Annotated in this window: 18 protein-coding genes; 7 read left to right on the plus strand and 11 right to left on the minus strand. The window is 61.8% G+C overall.

Annotated features, from left to right (window positions below; all coding sequences use genetic code 11):
• Positions 1 to 12 precede the first annotated feature (12 nt).
• The 6 genes from CHB90_RS10740 to CHB90_RS10765 all read right to left on the minus strand — a co-directional run bounded on the left by CHB90_RS10740 (position 13) and on the right by CHB90_RS10765 (position 7,438).
• Positions 13 to 1,335, minus strand: coding sequence for a biotin/lipoyl-containing protein (locus tag CHB90_RS10740; RefSeq protein ID WP_089277871.1), 1,323 nt, complete (start codon positions 1,333 to 1,335; stop codon positions 13 to 15).
• Positions 1,325 to 2,320, minus strand: coding sequence for an alpha-ketoacid dehydrogenase subunit beta (locus tag CHB90_RS10745; RefSeq protein WP_089277872.1), 996 nt, complete (start codon positions 2,318 to 2,320; stop codon positions 1,325 to 1,327). Before CHB90_RS10745 ends, CHB90_RS10740 begins: the two co-directional genes overlap by 11 nt.
• A 12-nt stretch (positions 2,321 to 2,332) precedes the next feature.
• Positions 2,333 to 3,340: a thiamine pyrophosphate-dependent dehydrogenase E1 component subunit alpha gene (locus CHB90_RS10750; protein WP_089277873.1), complete on the minus strand. Its 1,008-nt coding sequence runs from the start codon at positions 3,338 to 3,340 to the stop codon at positions 2,333 to 2,335.
• Between the two features lie 76 nt (positions 3,341 to 3,416).
• Complete coding sequence (locus tag CHB90_RS10755) at positions 3,417 to 4,715, minus strand: M24 family metallopeptidase (protein ID WP_089277874.1); 1,299 nt, start codon at positions 4,713 to 4,715, stop codon at positions 3,417 to 3,419.
• A gap of 66 nt (positions 4,716 to 4,781) precedes the next feature.
• Positions 4,782 to 5,591: an SDR family NAD(P)-dependent oxidoreductase gene (locus CHB90_RS10760; RefSeq protein ID WP_089277875.1), complete on the minus strand. Its 810-nt coding sequence runs from the start codon at positions 5,589 to 5,591 to the stop codon at positions 4,782 to 4,784.
• Between the two features lie 17 nt (positions 5,592 to 5,608).
• Positions 5,609 to 7,438 (minus strand): extracellular solute-binding protein, encoded by a 1,830-nt coding sequence (locus tag CHB90_RS10765; protein ID WP_425426614.1) that lies wholly within the window; start codon positions 7,436 to 7,438, stop codon positions 5,609 to 5,611.
• Positions 7,439 to 7,658: 220 nt separating this feature from the next.
• On the opposite strand from CHB90_RS10765, the gene CHB90_RS10770 reads away from it, so the two are divergent.
• The 5 genes from CHB90_RS10770 (at position 7,659) to CHB90_RS10790 (ending at position 13,024) form a co-directional block, all read left to right on the plus strand.
• Positions 7,659 to 8,615, plus strand: a complete 957-nt coding sequence (locus CHB90_RS10770; RefSeq protein WP_089277876.1) for a sugar ABC transporter substrate-binding protein — start codon at positions 7,659 to 7,661, stop codon at positions 8,613 to 8,615.
• A 79-nt stretch (positions 8,616 to 8,694) separates the two neighbouring features.
• Entirely contained in the window at positions 8,695 to 9,492 is a 798-nt protein-coding gene (locus tag CHB90_RS10775) for an SDR family oxidoreductase (protein WP_089277877.1), read from the plus strand.
• Positions 9,493 to 9,523: 31 nt separating this feature from the next.
• Complete coding sequence (locus CHB90_RS10780) at positions 9,524 to 10,501, plus strand: ABC transporter permease (RefSeq protein WP_089277878.1); 978 nt, start codon at positions 9,524 to 9,526, stop codon at positions 10,499 to 10,501.
• A gap of 13 nt (positions 10,502 to 10,514) precedes the next feature.
• Entirely contained in the window at positions 10,515 to 11,516 is a 1,002-nt protein-coding gene (locus tag CHB90_RS10785; RefSeq protein ID WP_089277879.1) for an ABC transporter permease, read from the plus strand.
• Positions 11,513 to 13,024: a sugar ABC transporter ATP-binding protein gene (locus tag CHB90_RS10790; RefSeq protein WP_089277880.1), complete on the plus strand. Its 1,512-nt coding sequence runs from the start codon at positions 11,513 to 11,515 to the stop codon at positions 13,022 to 13,024. Before CHB90_RS10785 ends, CHB90_RS10790 begins: the two co-directional genes overlap by 4 nt.
• Positions 13,025 to 13,066: 42 nt before the next feature.
• On the opposite strand, the gene CHB90_RS10795 is transcribed toward CHB90_RS10790, so the two are convergent.
• Positions 13,067 to 13,750 (minus strand): hypothetical protein, encoded by a 684-nt coding sequence (locus tag CHB90_RS10795; RefSeq protein ID WP_089277881.1) that lies wholly within the window; start codon positions 13,748 to 13,750, stop codon positions 13,067 to 13,069.
• Positions 13,751 to 13,985: 235 nt separating this feature from the next.
• Between CHB90_RS10795 and CHB90_RS10800 the strand changes: the two genes are divergently transcribed.
• The gene (locus CHB90_RS10800; RefSeq protein WP_089277882.1) at positions 13,986 to 14,789 is read left to right on the plus strand and encodes a DUF2189 domain-containing protein; all 804 of its coding nucleotides are present in this window, start codon (positions 13,986 to 13,988) and stop codon (positions 14,787 to 14,789) included.
• A gap of 8 nt (positions 14,790 to 14,797) precedes the next feature.
• Here CHB90_RS10800 and CHB90_RS10805 read toward each other — a convergent pair whose 3' ends face one another.
• The 3 genes from CHB90_RS10805 to CHB90_RS10815 all read right to left on the minus strand — a co-directional run bounded on the left by CHB90_RS10805 (position 14,798) and on the right by CHB90_RS10815 (position 17,063).
• A complete protein-coding gene (locus CHB90_RS10805; RefSeq protein ID WP_089277883.1) occupies positions 14,798 to 15,010 on the minus strand; it encodes a hypothetical protein in 213 nt (70 codons plus the stop codon).
• Complete coding sequence (locus tag CHB90_RS10810; RefSeq protein WP_089277884.1) at positions 15,007 to 16,182, minus strand: aromatic ring-hydroxylating oxygenase subunit alpha; 1,176 nt, start codon at positions 16,180 to 16,182, stop codon at positions 15,007 to 15,009. The genes CHB90_RS10805 and CHB90_RS10810 overlap by 4 nt, the downstream gene beginning before the upstream one ends.
• A gap of 119 nt (positions 16,183 to 16,301) precedes the next feature.
• Positions 16,302 to 17,063 (minus strand): helix-turn-helix domain-containing protein, encoded by a 762-nt coding sequence (locus CHB90_RS10815; RefSeq protein ID WP_141135851.1) that lies wholly within the window; start codon positions 17,061 to 17,063, stop codon positions 16,302 to 16,304.
• A gap of 297 nt (positions 17,064 to 17,360) precedes the next feature.
• Here CHB90_RS10815 and CHB90_RS10820 point away from each other — a divergent pair, with 297 nt between their 5' ends.
• Positions 17,361 to 17,669 (plus strand): hypothetical protein, encoded by a 309-nt coding sequence (locus CHB90_RS10820; RefSeq protein WP_212591590.1) that lies wholly within the window; start codon positions 17,361 to 17,363, stop codon positions 17,667 to 17,669.
• Positions 17,670 to 17,728: 59 nt separating this feature from the next.
• On the opposite strand, the gene ilvN is transcribed toward CHB90_RS10820, so the two are convergent.
• Positions 17,729 to 18,289, minus strand: coding sequence for an acetolactate synthase small subunit (ilvN, locus tag CHB90_RS10825; RefSeq protein ID WP_089277886.1), 561 nt, complete (start codon positions 18,287 to 18,289; stop codon positions 17,729 to 17,731).
• Between the last annotated feature and the right edge of the window lie 160 nt (positions 18,290 to 18,449).

Here is an 18,449-nt window from a genome sequence, read left to right on the forward strand (position 1 = left end):
GGTCTCCCGAGGTCAGAGCAGGTGGCGAAGCGGATGTTCGATCCGGCCTGCGAAATTGGAAATAAGGCGGAGCGCGTCGCCAGGGGACAATTGATCGGCGCTGCATTCCAGCGTGATGGCGATGCCTGCGTCGTCCTGCGTCAGGGTCAGAACGGGCACCTCTTCAGGGCCGATGTGCACCGAGCTCAATACCGCGTCGCGCATGTCGCGGAGACGCAGGGCCGGTGGCGCGTCGGTCCGGGCCGTCTGACCCAGTTGCGCATGGGTGGCGTAGGTGCGGCCTTGGCCGAACCTCTCGACATCTACCACAGCCTCACGCCCCAGACTGGCCGCCGCCAGCCCGGCCAGCAAGGCCGAGACATCGGACAGACCGGCGGTCTCTGACGCCCAATGCGCGAAACCGGAAAACCCGTCAGCGGCCTGCGCGGTCAGGTGTCGTGCGGCGGTGCCTGCCGAGGCGGCGGTCGGGGCCGCTTCGGGCATGGCGCGGAGCGTGTCGAGGTCACGCACATGAAAGGGTTGCGCGTGGCCCGCGCCCACGAGGCGGTTCAGGTCCAGCCCCTCTTGCAGGGCAAGGCGGCGCGCCTTGGGAGAGGCAAGGATGCGGCCCTGCGCGCTGGGGGCAGCGGCGGTCTGGGGTTGTTTCGGGGCTGGTTCTGACGGCGGTTTCGGGGCGGATGGCGTTCGTGATCCGGTGGGCGGCGTCGCCTTGGGCGCGGTCCCGGCGGCGATACTGCGTTGTATCGGGGTGTCCGGCTTGTCCGCCGAGATCAGCGCGATGACGCCGCCCACGGGGGCCTCTTCACCCGCGAGGGCCAACAGCGCCGCGACATAGCCATCCTGCCCGGCCTCAACCTCCATGGTGGATTTGTCGGTTTCGACCTCGAACAGGATGTCGCTGGCGCTGACCGCGTCTCCGGGCGTCTTGTGCCAGGCGACAATCAGGCCGGTGTCCTGTGCCATGCCGAGCGCGGGCATGATCACCTCATTGCCATCCGGCAGCTTATCGCCGCCGTCGTCGTCGTCAGCGGAGGATGGGGCAGGTGGCGCGGCGCTGCCGCTGTCCTCTGCCGTGGCAGAGATCAGCGCGATCACATTGCCCACCGGCACATCCTCTCCGGCCTGCGCCCTCACATCGGTCAGGAAACCGGCGGCGGGGGCCTCGACCTCCATCGTCGCCTTGTCGGTTTCCACCTCGAACAGCACATCACCCTCGGCCACGGCGTCACCCGGGGCCTTGTGCCAGGCGACGATCAGGCCGGTGTCCTGCGCCATGCCAAGCGCGGGCATGATCACCTCATGCGACGCGGAACCAGGGGTTTCCTCACGCGGCATGGATCATCTCCCCGCTCATCAGCCTGCGGGCAGCCTCGGCGACCGCCTCTGGCGTGGGGACGGTCAGATCCTCCAGCGCGGGCGAAAACGGCACCGGCACATCCATCGCGCCCATGCGCAGCACAGGTGCGTCGAGATGATAAAACGCCTTTTCGTTGATCCGCGAGGCGATCTCTCCGGTGACGCCATAGCTCTGATGCCCTTCGTCCACGACAATCACGCGGCTGGTCTTTTTCGCCGAGGCCAGCAGCGTCGCCTCGTCCAGCGGAACGATGGTGCGCGGGTCGATCACCTCTGCCTCGATGCCCTCACAGGACAGGATTTCTGCCGCCTTTTCGCAGACCTGCACCATGGACGAGGTGCCGATCAGGGTGATGTCGGTGCCGGGGCGCTTGATGTTGGCCTCGCCGAAGGGGATCAGGAATTCCTCTTCCGGCACCGGGGCCTTGTCGTTGTACATCAGCTTGTCTTCGAAGATCACCACCGGGTTGTTGTCGCGGATGGCGGTTTTCATCAGGCCCTTGGCCTCATAGGCAGAGGAGGGCAGCGCCACCTTCAGCCCGGGAATATGGGCCACCAGCGCGTGCAGGGACTGGCTGTGCTGCGCGGCAGAGCGGCGGGTGGCGCCCAGATTGGTGCGCACCACCAAAGGCGCGCGCATCTTGCCGCCGGACATGTAATGCGTCTTGGCCGCCTGATTGCAGAGCTGATCCATGATCAGATAGAGGAAATCGCCAAACATCAGGTCCACAACCGGGCGGGTGCCGGTCATGGCGGCCCCCACCGCCAATCCCATGAAGCCGGGTTCAGCAATCGGGGTATCGACAACGCGCCCGGTGCCGAATTCCTCGACCAGACCGCTGAGCACCTTGAAGGGCGTGCCAGCCTCGGCCACGTCCTCACCGATGATAAAAACGGTGTCGTCGCGGCGCATTTCCTCGGCCAATGCTTCGTTGACGGCCTGGGACAGGGTGATCTCTCGCATTTTTCTCTCTCCTCAGGCGGTGTGTGGGGCCAGCGCGTGTTCGATGTCGGCATAGACATGCATGTCGACCTCGGACTCCGCCGGGTAGCGGGCGTTCAGCGCATACTCGACCGCCTCGGCGGCATCCTGTTTGATCTCGGCATTCATCGCCTCGATCTCTGCCTCGGAGGCCACGCCCTGATCGACCAGCCAGCCGCGAAACTTGACGATCGGATCGCGGTTGTCCTTCCAGTCGCGCTCTTCGTCCTTGGAGCGATAGTATTCGCGGTTGATGTCGCCGACGTGGTGGCCGTGATAGCGGTAGGTCATCAGTTCGAGGAAAAACGGGCCTTCGCCCTTGCGGGCGCGCGCCACCAGATCCTGCGTCAGCGTGTTGACGGCCAACACGTCCTGACCGTCCACCTGATGCGCCTCGATGCCAAAGGCCTCAGCACGGGCGGTGATCGACCCGGCGGCGATCTCCGCCGTCGCGGTGTATTCGGAGTAGCCGTTGTTTTCGCAGGCATAGATCACCGGCAACTTCCACAGCGCGGCCATGTTCATGACCTCGTACAACAATCCCTGCGCGGTGGCGCCGTCGCCGAAAAAGCAGACGGTGACATCGTCGCGGCCCTGCATCTTTGCGGTAAACGCAGATCCGGTGGCGATGCCCATGGACCCGCCCACGATGGCGTTGGCCCCCAGATTGCCGTTGAACTGGTCGGCGATGTGCATGGAGCCGCCCTTACCCCGGCAATAGCCCTCTTCCTTGCCCAGCAGCTCGCAGAACATTTCCTTGAACGCGGCCCCCTTGGCGACGCAATGGCCGTGGCCCCGGTGGGTCGATGTGATCCTGTCGGTTGTGGTCAGCGCCTCGCAGATTCCGACGGCGACGGCCTCTTCGCCGCTGTACATATGGGTCAGGCCGGGCATCTTGGCCGACAGGTAGAGCTGGTTCGCGGTGTCCTCAAAGGTGCGGATGCGGACCATCTGGGCGTACATGCGCAGGTAGTCTTCGGTATTGGTTTTCGTCTGGGCCATGATGTCCTCTTGGGAAGATGGCGGAAAAACCCGCCCTGCGTCGGGAGGAGGGCGCAGGGCGGGCCATGACCGCCGATCAGTAGCGGTTGGCGATCGGCAGTTCCTCGGCCGGGAAGAGGCTGATGACCTCGCAGCCGGTTTCGGTCACAACCACCTCTTCCTCGATCCGGGCGGCGGAATAGCCGTCTGCTGCCGGGCAATAGGTTTCCAGCGCAAAGACCATGCCGGTCTGGATCTCCATCGGGTGATCCAGGCTGACCGCGCGGCTGATGATGGGGCGTTCGTGCAGCGCCAGCCCTAGGCCGTGACCGAATTGCAGCCCAAAGGCCGCGTCCTCATTGGGAAAGCCAAGGGATTCAGCGGTGGGCCAGACCTTGGCGACCGTATCCGTGGTCACACCCGGTTTGATCAGAGCGATGGACGCGTCGATCCATTCGCGCGCCTTGACGTAGGCATCGTTCTGCGCAGGCGTGGCGCGGCCCACATTGAAGGTGCGGTAATAACAGGTTCTATACCCCTGATATGACTGGAGAATGTCAAAGAACGCCTGATCGCCGGGACGGATCAGCCGGTCGGTGAAATTGTGTGGATGCGGGTTGCAGCGTTCGCCCGATATGGCGTTGATCGCCTCGACGTCGTCGCTGCCCATCTCATACAGCATCTTGTTGGACAGGGCGACGATGTCGTTTTCACGCACGCCGGGTTTCAGCTCTTCGTAGATCATGTGATAGACGCCATCGACCATGGCGGCGGCCTGCGTCAAAAGCTGGATTTCGTCCCAGTTCTTGATCTCGCGCGCGGCCAGCATGATCTGCTGTCCGTCGACCACGTTGATGCCCTCTTCCCTGAGGGCGTGGAACATGGCGGTTTCGGCGTAATCGACGCCCACCGGCATGTCGGCCATACCCGCATCGCGGATCAGACCGGCGATCTGCTTGGCGTATTTCTGCATCAGGCCAAATTCCGGCGGGATGGTGCCGCGCATACCCACAACACCGGCAAGACAGTGGTCCGGCTCCAGCCAATCAGAGTGGCGTTTGTGGTGCATCGCGGCAGAGCCGAAGTCCCAGACATAGGGGCTGTCGTCGCCGGTCAGCAGGCAGAAGCGGCACATCTTGTCCCGTTCCCATTCGCCGATCTTGGTGGCGCTGACATAGCGGATGTTGTTGACATCAAACAGCAACAGAGTGCCCGCATTGGACGCCTGTAACGCCTGACGGGTGCGCGCCAGCCGGTAACGGCGCAGCCGGTCGTGATCAATGCGTCGTTCGAAATCGACCGAGGTGTGGCCCCATGCGGGCAGGCGTTCGCGCCATTCCCAGTTGGGTTCCAGATCCTTTGGGGTGAGCAGGTTCGGCATCAAGGCGCGAGACATGGCTTTCTCCTTCGGGCCCGACAGCGCGCGCCCGTTGTTCTGTTTGAAATCAGTGGTTTGTCGGGGCTACTGGATGCACCAGCCCCCATCGATGTGGATCATCTGGCCGGTCATGTAATCGCTGTCGTCGCTGGCCAGAAAGGACGCGGTGCCGGTGATGTCCTTGGGGTAGGACACCCGCTTGATCTGGAGCGCGTCGCGCACGATGTCGTCATAGGCCTGCCCCTCACGCTGCTTGAAACCGATATCGACCAGATCCTTGTCCAGTTGTTCCCACAGCGGTGTGACCACGACGCCGGGGGCGTAACCGTTGACGGTGATGTTGTGTTCGGCCAGCCCGATCGCGCCGCAATGGGTCAGCGCCAGACAACCGTATTTGGAGGTGCAATAGACCGTGACATCGACCAGCGGTTTGCGCGATGCGATGCTGCCCACGTTGATCAGCTTGTACGGGTGATCGTCCATCGGGCCCTGAGCAATCATCTGGCGGGCGGCTTCCTGCATCCCTAACCACATCGCCTTGGTGTTGACGTTCATGATCATGTCCCAGTTGTCCTCATCGATATCCATGAAGAACCGGGGTTTGTTCAGGCCGGCGTTGAACACCGCGACATTGATACTGCCAAAGGCCTCGACCGTGGCGGCCACGGCGGCGGCGTTGTCCTCACGTTTGGTCACGTCCATCCTGACCGCAATCGCCTTGCCGTTGCCGCCTGCGTTGATGCGGTCCGCGACGGCCTGCGCCGCATCCGGATCCAGATCGCCAAGACACACATTTGCGCCCTGCGCGGCAAAGTTTTCGGCGTTGGCCGCCCCCATCCCGCGCGCGGCGCCGGTGATCAGGACATTTTTGCCGGTGAGGCGATTGGGGTCCATGGGTAGTCCTCCTTCAGTCACGATGTCTTGGGTGATCGCATCAAGGCGTCGGCCCGGCTCTGGGCGCGGCGCAGGGCCTCGGGCGGGGTTGCAAGCCCGCGCAGCATGTCGTGGAATTCCTCGCCGCAGATCTGGATGATGTCGCAGATCTCGGGCACCGGCGGGCGCGGCCAGAATTGCAGTTCATCGCGCCAGGACATGGCATCGACCGCCTCAAAGATCGGCGAGGCGCGGCGCACCTCGGGGTCCGATCCGACGGAATAGCGCGGGTTGGTGCGACTGCCGTTCTGGACAAACAGTTTCTGCGCCTCGGGCGAGGTAAAGACGATCAGCGCCTCGACCGCGGCCTGCACCCGTTCCGGCTGCAGGTTGGCGGGAATGCCCATCACATAGCCGCCGACAGGGGCGACCTGTGCCGCGCCGGGCACAGCGGGATGTGGCAGATATCCGGTTTGACCGCAGGCCGGAGAGGACTCGTCCAGTTCAAAATACGGCGCCAGCAGGGTGTACCCATAGGCCATGGCAATCGACCCGGCGGCATAGGGGCGGACCCGCTCATACCAGGACATCGACAGGATGTCGGGCGGCGAATACTTCAGCAGTTCCATCAGGAATTCGGCCGCCCGCAGGCCGTTTTCGGTGTCGATGGTGGGGTGATAATTCCCGTCGGCCAGATGGTCGGTGCCAAAACCGCCGGCGATTTCCGGCAGGTTCAGGACCGGCTGTCCGAAATCCGCCATGGTCATCAGAACAGTGTGCCCCAGCGCGGTGCCGCGCGCCGCGTTCCATGCAACCCCGTGACGCCCGCGCTGCGGGTCGTGCAGAACGGATGCCGCGTACAGCAACTGGTCGGTGGTGGTGGGCGGCTCCAGCCCGACCTCGGCAAACAGATCCCGGCGATAGAACAGCAGTTCGGGCGTGGTCTGGGCAGGCACGCCGTAGGGGCGACCGCCCCATTGCGCCGCTTGCCAACCCGCGGTGTGGAAATCCGCCGGATCGAGGCGGGCAATGTCCATCGCCTCGTCCAGCGGCATCAGGATGCCCTTGTCGGCAAACTCTCCAACCCAGGGCAGGTCCAGCGCGACGATGTCATAGCGGCTGGTCTTGCGGTCGGCATTGCGCCGGGCCTCTTCGCGCAGCCTGTCGATGGAAAAGGCGCGTTGATGGATTTGCGTTCCGACGACCTGTTCGAACTGGCGTTTGAGGTTTTCCATCACCATGAAGGTCGGATCGCCATGCACCAGCACCCGCAAGCCTCCCGCGATCTTTAGCGGCTCGGGCAAGACCGTCAGCGGCGGGATCGACTGGGCGGACATGTAAGAGCCGCCAAAGTAATAGTCCTTGCTGTCAGCGGCGCGCTTGCGCCCTCCGAACCGGGTTTCCGCCAGTCGTTCCACCCGGCCAGACAGCTGCATCCATTGCTCCAGCAGCTTTTCGCTGGGATGCAGGGAAAAGCTCTTGCCGCTTTTTGTGCGCGGCCGCTGTTCGATCAGCCCGTCGTCTGTCATCTGTCGAAGGCGTCGGTTTGCGGTGGCATAGGGCACCTGACTGGCCCCGATCAGCGACGTCGGCGTGACGGTCTTGGCCTCCAGATGGCCACGGATCAGGTGCAGGGTCATGCGCAGGTAGGGATTGGGGGCAAACAATTCGACCGAGCTTTCGATCTCGCCGCCGACATCCTCCAGAAAGGACAAAATGCGCAGCAAATCGGTTTTCCCCTGACGTGACATCAGATAACTGTCTCCATGTCCCTTCATCACGTTCATTGGATCTGCCTGCGCCTTTCGCGTAACCGGGTCCATCGGGTCTGCCGATTTGTTCATATTGGACGAAAACCAGTCGGGCATTGCGTCGCCCCCCTGCAAAATGTTCAAATTGACGGGTGGAGTGTACCGCGAAGACATCCGCTTTGGATGATAAAATGTCCAAAATGGACTTTATTGGTGCAGCCCTGAACGACCTGACTCGACAAGGTTGGCGCAATCGGTCGGCATGCCGGACGATGCTCCCCTGCTGGAGGTGTGGGGATGAGCGCTAGATACAGGGACACTTCGGGAGGAATTCGAAATGAACATTCGCAACACACTGGCCGCCACCACCGCTGCAGCTGCACTGGCGTTGAGCGGCGCGGCCTGGGCCGAGACCATGAAGATCGGCATCACGCAGAACAACGTGGGCGTCGACAGCTATCAGACGACCTACGAAAAGGCCTTTATCGAGGCGGCAGCGGCGAACGACAACGTCGAGGTGATCGTTCTGGATGCGGGCGGCGACGTGGCCCGCCAGATCGCCCAGATGGAGGATCTGATCCAGCAAGGCGTCGATGCCATCATCATCTGGCCAACCAATGGTGAGGCGGTCATTCCCGCCGTCCGCAAGGCGCACACCGCCGGTATTCCGGTGATTGTCACCAATTCGAACATCGCCGATGCGGGGTTTGATTTCGTGGCGTCCTTTTCCGGTCCGGACAACATCACGCAAGGGGCCCGGTCGGCGGAAATCATGTGTGACAAGTTCAAGGACATGGGCATCGAAACAGAGGCGCAGGTGGTCCACATCACCGGCCAGCCGGGGTACACCACCGCGATTGAGCGCGCCAAGGGCTTTGAGGATCGCCTGCCTGAGGTCTGCCCCGACGTGACCATCGTCGACACGCAGCCGGGCGACTGGAACCGCGAAAAGTCGCAAAAGGTGATGGAGGCGTTCCTGGTCAAATATGACAACATCGACGGTGTCTATGCGGGTGACGACAACATGGGTGTCGGCGCATTGAACGCAGCCAAAGCGGCGGGGCGTGATGGCATCATCTTTGTCGGGGCGACCAACTTTGCCGTCGGTTACGAGGCGATGGAACGGGGCGAATACTGGGGCTCGATCTATCAGTCGCCAGTGGATGACGCCAAGGCCGCGCTGAAGACGGCGATCGAGACGCTGGAAGGCAAGGAATTGCCGTTCCTGAACTACTTCGACACGCCGAAAATCACCCAGGACAACATGGGCGATTACACCAAGCCGGTTTTCTAAGACCCGCTTGCTGAGGGGCGCGGCTCTGGCCGCGCCCCTCTTCCATTCTGATTTGATTTGTTTCCTGGGAGGGCGACCCATGGCCCGTGTTTCCGGCCGTTCCTGCATCGTGACTGGTGCAGCCCAAGGCATTGGCCGTGCCATCGGAGAGGCTCTGCTCGACGAAGGTGCCGATGTTTGTTTTGCTGACATCAACGCTGCCAAAGTCACCGAGGTGGCCTTGGCCAATCAGAACAGGGCGCAGCGGGCCGGGGGGCGGGTGACCCATGCGCAGGTCGACGTGACCAAGCGGGAACAGGTGCGGGCGATGATCGCCCACACGGTCGAGGTGTTCGGCAAGCTGGATGTGAAATTCAACAATGCCGGCGTCAACAAGCCGATGAATTTCCTCGACGTGACCGAAGAGAACTGGCGTTTCATCACCGATGTGAACGGGCTGGGCTGTCTGATCGGCATGCAAGAGGCCGCACAGCAGTTCATCCGGCAGGGCACGCCGGGCAAGATCATCAACACCGCGTCAGTTGCCAGCCGACAAGGGTTCGGGAATGTTGCGCCTTACTGCGCCTCCAAGTGGGGGGTGGTGTCGCTGACGCAATCCGGCGCGCGCGATCTGGCGCGGCATGATATCACCGTCACGGGCTTTGCGCCGGGGGTGGTGGCCACCGAAATGTGGGAACAGGTCGATCAGGATCTGTTGGCGATTGGCGCAGCAGAGCGTCCGGGACAGGCGATGGAGGAATTCTCTGCCGAGATCCTGAAAGGCCGCGTTGCAACGCCCGCGGACATCACAGGGACGACGACGTTCCTGGCATCGAAAGACAGCGACTACATGACCGGCCAGATCGTGATGATCGACGGCGGCATGACGCTGGTGTGACAACCGCGCAGGCGGCAACGGGAGGGGAGCCATGGCAGAGGTGACGAAACGGATGGACATCGGCGGTTTTCTCGCCCGGCAGGGCATTTTGATCGCCTTCGTGGTGTTCATGATCGGCTTTTCGATCGCGAATGCGCGCTTTATCGATCCTGACAACATCATGGGCGTGGTCCGGTCATCGGCCATCATGGGCGTGATGGCATTGGGCGTCACCTTTGTTGTGATCAGCGGCAATCTGGACCTGTCGGTCGGGTCGATGATGTCGTTCTCGACCATCGTGGTGCTGGATCTGCACGACAAGATCGGTCCGGCGCTGGCGATTCCCGCCATGTTTGCCCTGACGCTGTGCCTGGGGGCGTTCATCGGCTTTCTGGTCGGCTATCTGAAGCTGAACTCACTGATCGTCACCCTGGGGATGCTGTCGGCCATTCATGGCCTGACGCTGACCTGGTCGGGTGGCAAGAACATGGACATCGCCGACAAGGAAGGCACCTGGTTCAAAGTGTTTGGTCAGGGCGACGCCTTGGGGATCCCGGTGCCGATCCTGCTGTTTGCGCTGCTGGCGGCGGTGCTGGGGATCATGCTGGCCAAGACGCCGTTCGGGCGCAAGGTCTACGCCGTGGGCGGCAATGCCACGGCGGCCACCTTTTCCGGCATCCGCCGCGCCCGCGTCGTGTTCACCTGTTACCTGCTTAGCGCGTTCTGCGTGGCCACCGCCGGGCTGATACAGGCCAGCCGGTCCTTGGGGTCGCAGAACACCGTGGGGCAGGGGCTGGAACTAGAGGTTCTGGCCGCCGTCATCCTGGGCGGTGCGTCGTTGATGGGCGGGTCCGGCACGATTTTCAAGACGGTGATCGGCGTGCTGATCCTTGGGTTCATCCAGAACGGTCTGCTGCTGGTGGGTCTGCAATTCTACGTCCAGTTCGTTGTGACCTGGGTCATCATCATCCTTGCGGTCTGGCTGGATATTGCGGCCAAGCGCGGCAAGCTCTGGTCTCTGATCGCCTGAGGGAGAAAAACACATGCAACCCGGAACCCTTTCTACCTTTCTCAAGCGCGGTGCCATCTGGGGCTTTATCGTGCTGGAGCTGATCTTTTTCTCCATCGCGGGTGAGTTTCTGTCGGTCAGCGACAAGGCTTTCATCAACGTGGACAACATGTTGCTGCTGTTCAAACAGTCCGCCCCGATCGGCATCATCGCCATGGGCATGACCATCATCATGGTCAACGGCAATATCGATCTCAGCGTTGGCGCGACCTATGCCATCAGCGCGATTGTCATGCTGGACGCCATGACCTGGTCCATGTTTGCCGGGCTGGGGGACGGGGTGATCCCGGTGGCCTGGATCCTGGCGCTGTTGACGGGCGTGGCACTGGGGGCGCTGAACGGGCTGATCGTTTGGAAAACCGGGGTCGATGCCTTTATCGTCACGCTGGGGTCGATGCTGGGCTATCGCGGTCTGGTGTTCATGTACAACGGTGAACAACCGACCTCACACCTGAACTGGACGCTGGTCGATTTCGCCGAGGCACAGTGGCTGGGCCTGCACACGGCGACATGGTTCCTGCTGGTGGTCACGGCGGCGGTCTGGTTCCTGATGAACAAGACCGTGCATGGCCGCAACGCTTACGCCATCGGCAACAACCGCAGCGCCGCTGTCAACGCCGGCATCCGGGTAGGGCCCCATATGGTGATCAACTTCATGATCATCGGTTTTCTCGCGGCATTATCGGCGGTGGTGTTCTATTCCGAAAGCGGATCGGTCAATCCCAACGATGGCGAGTTGTATGAGCTTTGGGTGATCACCGCTGTTGTGCTGGGCGGTACCAAGCTGACAGGGGGCGCGGGGTCGATCATCTCGACCTTTGGTGGCGTGCTGGCGATCCAGCTGTTGCGCAAGGGGTTGTCACATATCGGCGCCGATACGGAAACCGTCAATCTGGTGATTGGCCTGATCCTGATCGCGGTGCTGTTTCTGGACCGCCAGTTGAACACCAAGGGCAAAGAGGAGTTGAAGGTATGAGTGATCTGACCCCGGTTCTGCGGCTCGAAGACATCGTCAAGACCTTTCCGGGGGTTCGGGCGCTGGACGGTGTGTCGCTGACCCTGATGCCCGGTGAGGTCCACGCCCTGATGGGGGAAAATGGCGCCGGAAAATCCACCCTGATGAAGGTGCTGGGCGGCATCCTGAAACCGAATGAGGGCCGCATCCTGGTGGCGGAAACCCCGGTTGTAATGTCCTCACCGCTAGAGGCCAAGGCCAAGGGCATCGTGTTTATCCATCAGGAACTCAGCCTGGCCGAGGAACTGAGCGTGGCCGAGAACATCTATCTGGGAGAATTGCCGCGCAAACGGTTCGGGCTGGTCGACTGGGCCACGCTGGAGACGCGGACAAATGCGATCCTTGAAAAGCTCAAGGTCGGTTTTGACGCCAGAACGCGGGTCGGGGATCTGTCCATCGCCAACCAGCAGATGGTCGAGATTGCCCGCGCGCTGACCGTGGATGCCAAGGCGGTGATCTTTGACGAACCCACCGCGTCCTTGACCGACGCGGAAAAGGTTGTGCTGTTCGACGTGATTGCCGGGCTGCAAGAACAGGGCGTCGGGATCATCTATATCTCGCACCGGATGGAAGAGATCTTTAGGATCACCGACCGGATCAGCGTGCTGCGCGACGGCAGCTATCGGGGCACCGTCAACACCGCCGACACCGATGAAGAAGCGGTCACCCAGTTGATGATCGGCCGCAAGCTGGACCTGACCCGCAACGAAAGCCATCATGAACTGGGCGACGTCGCGCTGGAGGTGCGCGGGCTGTGCTGTGGTGATCTGTTCCGCGACATCAGTTTTGAGGTCCGGCGTGGTGAGGTGGTCGGGTTCTACGGCCTTGTCGGCGCGGGACGCACAGAGATTGCCGAAACGCTGTTCGGGTTACGCGACCCCAGCGCGGGCACAATCCTGCTGGACGGGCAGGAAACGGTGATTCATTCGCCCACCGACGCGATTTCGCGCGGCATTTCGTTGGTGCCGGAGGACCGCAAAGGGCAGGGGCTGATCCTAGGCATGAACTGTCGGGACAACATGACCTTGCCGCAGGTTGATGACCTCAAGGCCGGGCCGTTTGTGGCCGAAGGAGCCGAGGTGTCGATCTTTGACCAATACCGTGACCGGCTGGACATCCGGACGCCGGGTTGGAAACAGTTGGTCGGCAATCTGTCGGGCGGCAACCAGCAAAAAATCGTTATCGGCAAATGGCTGTCGATGCGGCCCAGCGTGCTGATCGTGGATGAACCGACGCGCGGCATCGACGTGGGCAGCAAGTCCGAGATTCACAACCTGATCCGTGAACTGGCGGCCCAGGGCTACGCGGTGATCGTGATTTCGTCGGAAATGCCGGAGGTGCTGCACGTCTCTGACCGGATCGTGGCGATGTACTCGGGGCGGATCATGCGCACCTTCACCTCTGAAGAGGTGACCGAAGACAATCTGATTCAGGCGATTTCAGGGATCACGCCGGACAAGGCGGCGTGAGGGCTGTGTGACAATGACCTGAGATTGGGGCCGCGCCCCGGTTCAGTCGATGACGGCCACCAGATGCGCACGGTTGCCATTGCTGGCGCGCTTGACGAACCACGAGGTTCCCAGGCGTCGGCATATGCGGACGCTTTCCTTTTCGGCGACAAAAAACGCCAGAAAGTCTCGTTGCAAGGACAAGGCCAGAAACCATTCGCCCAATTCGCTACAGCGCGCCGGATCAACCTGGGGCAGCTTGGCGATTTCGTCGGCTGACAGATCCTGAAACAACGCGCTGTGAATGCTGGTCCCGTTGAGCGAAACCGGCGTCACACCTGTTCCGTCGTCCGGGATGGTTTCGACAACTGTGGCGACTTCCGGGGGATCGACGACAGGCGGGACGCTTTCGGCGGGATCGACCTTGGCATCGTCCTTTGTGTCGTCTTCGGGGACGTCCTTGGGACCATCGGGGGGCACCACGACCGCGACCTCGGGGAGATCGACATCGTCAAGTGCCGCAACCCGGTCCTGTGTGGTGCCCAGCAGATCTCCGCCCTCCTTGGGCGGTTCGATCCCCTCTGCGCCGCGCGCCTTCAGGTCCAGCTCGATTTCGGCCACGGCGATCAGGATGTCGGCCATCAGTTGTTCCGCCGGGTTGATGGTGTCGGCACTGTCCTGGGCCGCGGCGCCCTGGGCCATCAGGAACGCGGCAAAGACAATCGGCAAACGGCGACATGGGAACATGACTGAGACCTCGAATTGGTAGTGGAAGGGTAGTCAATTGCGCAGCAAACGCCAAGACCCGGCCTGCGTAGGGCGGGCCTTGTCCCCCGTCGTGCGCCCAGCAACATCCGTGCGTCATGCTATACACTGAAATAGAGGCCGCGCGCGCCCACCAGATCCACGGCGCGGTTGACGCCAGTCAGTCACATGCCCTTTACTGAATGCAGAGCGTAGGGATGAGCGTGGGAGAAATTGCGTGCCAGATACCCCCAAACCCGGTGTACCGGAGTTGGGTCCGGTCGATGCGGGCCTGTTGAAAGAGGCGTTGCGACGCGGTTGGCGTGATCTGAAACGCGCGCCGGGCTTTGCGCTGCTGTTTGCGCTGGTCTATTTTCTGGGCGGCTGGTTCATGGTCTGGATTACATGGATCACCGGGCAAAGCTATTGGCTGGTCTTTGCCGCCATCGGCTTTCCGCTGATCGCGCCCTTTGCGGCGGTGGGCTTTTACGATGTCAGTCGCCGGATCGAACAGGACCGGCCGCTGGACTGGATGCAGATCATGGGGGTGGTCAGACGCGAATCCGGCCGGCAATTGCCGTGGTTGGGGGTCATCATCCTCGTCGTCTTTCTGTTCTGGTTCTTTCTGGCGCATATGATCTTTGCGCTGTTTCTGGGCCTGTCAACGATGACAAATGTCTCCAGTTCGCTGGACATTTACATGACCAGCAATGGGCTGACCATGCTGGCGGTGGGGACGCTGGTGGGGGCGGCATTCTCGACCCTGCTGTACATGATCACCGTGCTGTCGCTGCCCATGCTGCTGGACCGGGAAATCGATTTCGTGACCGCGATGATCACCTCTTTTGCCTATGTACAGGCGCACCCTTTGCCGATGCTGGGCTGGGCGGTCTTTATCGCGGTGGTGACGTTGGTGTCGATGCTGCCGGGGTTTGTCGGGCTGTTCATCTCGCTGCCGCTACTGGGGCATGCGACATGGCATCTGTACGACATGGTCGCCTATGGCCAAAGCCATGGCGCAGAGGCGCATGTCGCGGCCTGAGAGCGCTGTCAGGCCTCGCGGCCTTCGGCCTTGAGCCGGGCATGCAGCCCGGCGGCGCGGGCGTCGCCCAGTTCCAGCGCAAAGACATAGGCGTGCGTCAGGTAGAAACAGGCGGCATCAAGGTTGTTCACCGTCTCGGCCGCCTGCGCATAAAGCGCCACCAGTGCCGCGCGATCACCCCGCGCGTGCGCTGCTATCAGGCGATCGTCCAGTGTCTTCATTCGGCGGCCTTGGACATGTCGCGGCAGGATTGTACCTGTGTGGCCACCCAGTCGTGAAAGCAATGGGTCGGGCTGTCCATCGCCGGTGAAAAGCGCCCGCCGTCAAAGCCGCTGGCATGGCGTCCGCGCTGCATGCCCTCAACCACAAAGATGTCTTCCTCAAACACGGTCTTCCAGAGTTGCGTGTTGCGCTGGCGCAGCCCGCTGTCGGTCTTGGGCTGGGCATAATACAGGTGGATATGCTCGACCGTCTTTGCCGTGCCGTCGGGCAACAGGACGATGGCAAAGGCGTGGTCGCGATGCACTCCGAACAGGACGTTGGGATAGACCGCGATGTATTCAGCGGCGGTGTCCCATTTGTCAGAGATGTCGTCAAAATCCGGAAACGGATCACCGTTCTCGTTGGTGACCTGGCGGTAGACCTCGGTTCCCTGACCGGAAAAGCGCCCCAGCCGTTCGATGTTGTAGTGGTCCTCCAGCCGCGAATAGGAATTCAGGCCCGGATGGACCCAGGGCAGGTGATAGCTTTCGCAGTAGTTTTCCACCGCGAGTTTCCAGTTGCAGGCCACCTCCAGCGTCAGAATGCTGTCGGATCCGCCGTGATAGAGCGGCTTTTCAAACTCGGCCCAGCGGGTCATGACATCGGCCATGGCCTCTTCGAATGCCGGTGCATCGCCCGAGACATTGATCCACACAACATCCCGCCAGATATGGCTGCGCACCTCGATCAGGCCAAGGGTGGCGCGGTCGATGGCATCATGGGTGTTGTGGCCGGGCCCGCCCACATGGGGCGTGCTGACAAGACGACCATCGGTGCCGTAGCACCACGAATGATAGGGGCAGCGGATCGCGCCCTCTATCTTGCGCGGCTCTTCGACCAGGATCATGCCGCGATGGCGGCAGATGTTCTGAAAGACCCGGACCGCACCGTCCCGTCCGCGCAACAGCAGCAGGGGCATCCCGAGAAAGGTGATCGGCTTGGCATCGCCCTCTTCGGGCACATCCGCCGTGACCGCCAGTCCGGCCCATTGACGGAACAGCACCGCGTCGCGTTCTTCGGCAAAGACATCCGGGTCGATGTAGTGCGCATTCGGCAGGCCGTTGGCCTGGGCGGCGGGGCGGCGGACGTTGTCAAGATCAGTGGGGGCAAGAACGGTCGGGGGAAGGGTCATCTGGGCGGGCCTTCTGCTGACGTGGGACACTTTCCCGGTTAGACGCAGAAGGCGGGCTTGAACCGATCAAACCCGACACAGTTTGTATCACAGCGACCGCACCTGCGGCGGATCGGCGGTCAGATAAAGGATTCCGAAGGTTTGAGCAGATTGCGCTGATAGGCCAGCAGATCCGCCTCGGTACAGAACCCGGCGCTGCGCGCGGCGGGCAGCACATGGGCCATGTCCTTGCCCAGATATTCGTAGACCAGCCGTTCCACCCGGCGTCCGGCGACGTTCTCGCGCACGGTGCGGGTGACATATCCGACCCAAAAGTTGTTTTCGAACGACGGAATGCGCGCGAGAAAGTTGAAAGAGGTCGTGGTGGCCCCCCGGCGGCTGACCAGTGCAGCCACCCCGTCCTCTTGCGCCATCACCGCACCGCGAAATTCCCGCGTTGCCGGTTCGGTGGGCAACCCTTGCTGGCGCATGGCATCTTTGGCCTCGAACCCCTTGAGGAAGGTGCCCTTGCGGCTGCGAAAGACATAGATCAGTCCGCGAACGAACATGTCTTCGTCCAAAAAGCTGCGGCGGGCAAAGCGATAGAACCCGCTGGGAAACTCTTCTTCGCTGACGGGCCGCAGCGCGCCGCCAAGATAGTTGGCGACGGCGGGGTTGTTCAGAATGCCGGCTTCGCTGTTGGTGATCTCCTCGACGGGTTCCAGCAGGATGCGCGCATCGACCTGAAAATATGAACAGATGCGGTGCAGCACGTCGGGGCGCGGAAAACTCTCACCTGCAAGATAGCGATTGTACTGGGTGCGATTGATCCCCAGGTCGCGGCACAGCGCGGATATGGAGGGCGCACGTTGTGACAGCTGGCGCAGATTGGCACCAAGCATACTGCGCAATTCGGCCGGCGCGGGACCGCGCCTTGGCGCATTTGTGGCAGGCTTCTCCGGCATGTTGTCCCAGTCCCGTCTTGTAGCGCCTTTAAGTTGCAGCATTTTTGCGCGCTTGTCCCCTGATACATCGGTGTTTGACGCCAATTGGCGTCACGCATGATGCTACTTGGCGGCAAACCTGACCTCTAGCGCCACAAAAATCAAGATGAAGACACGGAAAATCACCTATTGCGTCGGAAAGGTTTCGTTCACCTTCATCTAATAATCATCAGTGGGTGCATCATGCAGGATCAGATGTTGGGCGTTGTTTTGTGGGCGGATGTCGATGATCGCAAAGCCGTGATCTGGTGCGAAGATCACGGCAACCTGGCGTATTACACGGCAGCTGAACAGAACGTTCACGAAGGGATTGATCTGGACGCGGGAGATCTGATTCAGTTCGACCTCCGCGAGGATCGCGATGTCAGACGGGCGCGCAACCTGCGCCGGGTGGACGCGGGCTATGCCCCGACCATCGTGCACGAGTTGCGCAACAGGGGGCCACGCGGCAGCAGCACGGCCGAAAACGTGGTCAGCTTTCCCGAGGCGCGTCGCGCCGGATAGAACCCCTTTCAGGGTGCGGCGCGATTCCCGGTGACCGGGGTCGCGCCACAGTCGTCATGTCAGATGCCGCGCGCCAGGGCGGCGACGCCGGTACGGGCCACTTCGGCCAAGCCAAGCGGGCGCATGAGATCGGCAAAGGCATCAATCTTGTCCGGGGTTCCGGTCAGCTGGAAGACAAAGCTTTCCAGCGTCGAATCCACAACATTGGCTCGAAAGATATCCGCCAGGCGCAGTGCCTCGACCCGTTTGTCGCCGGTGCCGTTGACCTTGAACAACGCCAGTTCCCGTTCGACGGATTTGCCCTCGACCGTGAGGTCATGCACTTCGTGTACGGGAACGATGCGGCCCAGCTGCGCCTTGATCTGTTCGATCACCTGCGGCGTGCCGGTCGTGACGATGGTGATGCGGCTGAGGTGGCCCTCATGATCGACCTCTGCAACGGTCAGGCTGTCGATGTTGTACCCGCGCCCGGAAAACAATCCGATGACACGCGCCAGCACGCCTGGTTCGTTTTCTACCAGCACCGCGATGGTATGGGTTTCCTGCACGTCCGAGAAATTGGGGCGCAGGTTGTAGGCAGAGTGCTTGCTCGAACCTTTCTTGATCTTCAGTGCTGACATCGCCGGGCCTTTCTGAGGGGGTGCCGACCCGCAAGGCGCGGGCCGCACAAGGATTTAGCCAAGATCGGCGGCTTTGGCCAGCGGTCCGCGCGGTTAAATCGGGTGATGCAGAGGATTTAATGCCCTGTCAATTGTTTTTCGCTAGTCCAAATTCATTGCG

The sequence above is a fragment of the Antarctobacter heliothermus genome, assembly GCF_900188425.1.
Classification (GTDB): domain Bacteria; phylum Pseudomonadota; class Alphaproteobacteria; order Rhodobacterales; family Rhodobacteraceae; genus Antarctobacter; species Antarctobacter heliothermus.

What these genes read in the sequence shown, in the direction of transcription:
- CHB90_RS10740 (WP_089277871.1), bottom strand. Translation starts at nt 1,335, where the DNA reads ATGCCGCGTGAGGAAACCCCTGGTTCCGCGTCGCATGAGGTGATCATG.
- CHB90_RS10745 (WP_089277872.1), bottom strand. Translation starts at nt 2,320, where the DNA reads ATGCGAGAGATCACCCTGTCCCAGGCCGTCAACGAAGCATTGGCCGAG.
- CHB90_RS10750 (WP_089277873.1), bottom strand. Translation starts at nt 3,340, where the DNA reads ATGGCCCAGACGAAAACCAATACCGAAGACTACCTGCGCATGTACGCC.
- CHB90_RS10755 (WP_089277874.1), bottom strand. Translation starts at nt 4,715, where the DNA reads ATGTCTCGCGCCTTGATGCCGAACCTGCTCACCCCAAAGGATCTGGAA.
- CHB90_RS10760 (WP_089277875.1), bottom strand. Translation starts at nt 5,591, where the DNA reads ATGGACCCCAATCGCCTCACCGGCAAAAATGTCCTGATCACCGGCGCC.
- CHB90_RS10765 (WP_425426614.1), bottom strand. Translation starts at nt 7,438, where the DNA reads ATGCCCGACTGGTTTTCGTCCAATATGAACAAATCGGCAGACCCGATG.
- CHB90_RS10770 (WP_089277876.1), top strand. Translation starts at nt 7,659, where the DNA reads ATGAACATTCGCAACACACTGGCCGCCACCACCGCTGCAGCTGCACTG.
- CHB90_RS10775 (WP_089277877.1), top strand. Translation starts at nt 8,695, where the DNA reads ATGGCCCGTGTTTCCGGCCGTTCCTGCATCGTGACTGGTGCAGCCCAA.
- CHB90_RS10780 (WP_089277878.1), top strand. Translation starts at nt 9,524, where the DNA reads ATGGCAGAGGTGACGAAACGGATGGACATCGGCGGTTTTCTCGCCCGG.
- CHB90_RS10785 (WP_089277879.1), top strand. Translation starts at nt 10,515, where the DNA reads ATGCAACCCGGAACCCTTTCTACCTTTCTCAAGCGCGGTGCCATCTGG.
- CHB90_RS10790 (WP_089277880.1), top strand. Translation starts at nt 11,513, where the DNA reads ATGAGTGATCTGACCCCGGTTCTGCGGCTCGAAGACATCGTCAAGACC.
- CHB90_RS10795 (WP_089277881.1), bottom strand. Translation starts at nt 13,750, where the DNA reads ATGTTCCCATGTCGCCGTTTGCCGATTGTCTTTGCCGCGTTCCTGATG.
- CHB90_RS10805 (WP_089277883.1), bottom strand. Translation starts at nt 15,010, where the DNA reads ATGAAGACACTGGACGATCGCCTGATAGCAGCGCACGCGCGGGGTGAT.
- CHB90_RS10810 (WP_089277884.1), bottom strand. Translation starts at nt 16,182, where the DNA reads ATGACCCTTCCCCCGACCGTTCTTGCCCCCACTGATCTTGACAACGTC.
- CHB90_RS10815 (WP_141135851.1), bottom strand. Translation starts at nt 17,063, where the DNA reads ATGCTTGGTGCCAATCTGCGCCAGCTGTCACAACGTGCGCCCTCCATA.
- CHB90_RS10820 (WP_212591590.1), top strand. Translation starts at nt 17,361, where the DNA reads ATGTTGGGCGTTGTTTTGTGGGCGGATGTCGATGATCGCAAAGCCGTG.
- ilvN (WP_089277886.1), bottom strand. Translation starts at nt 18,289, where the DNA reads ATGTCAGCACTGAAGATCAAGAAAGGTTCGAGCAAGCACTCTGCCTAC.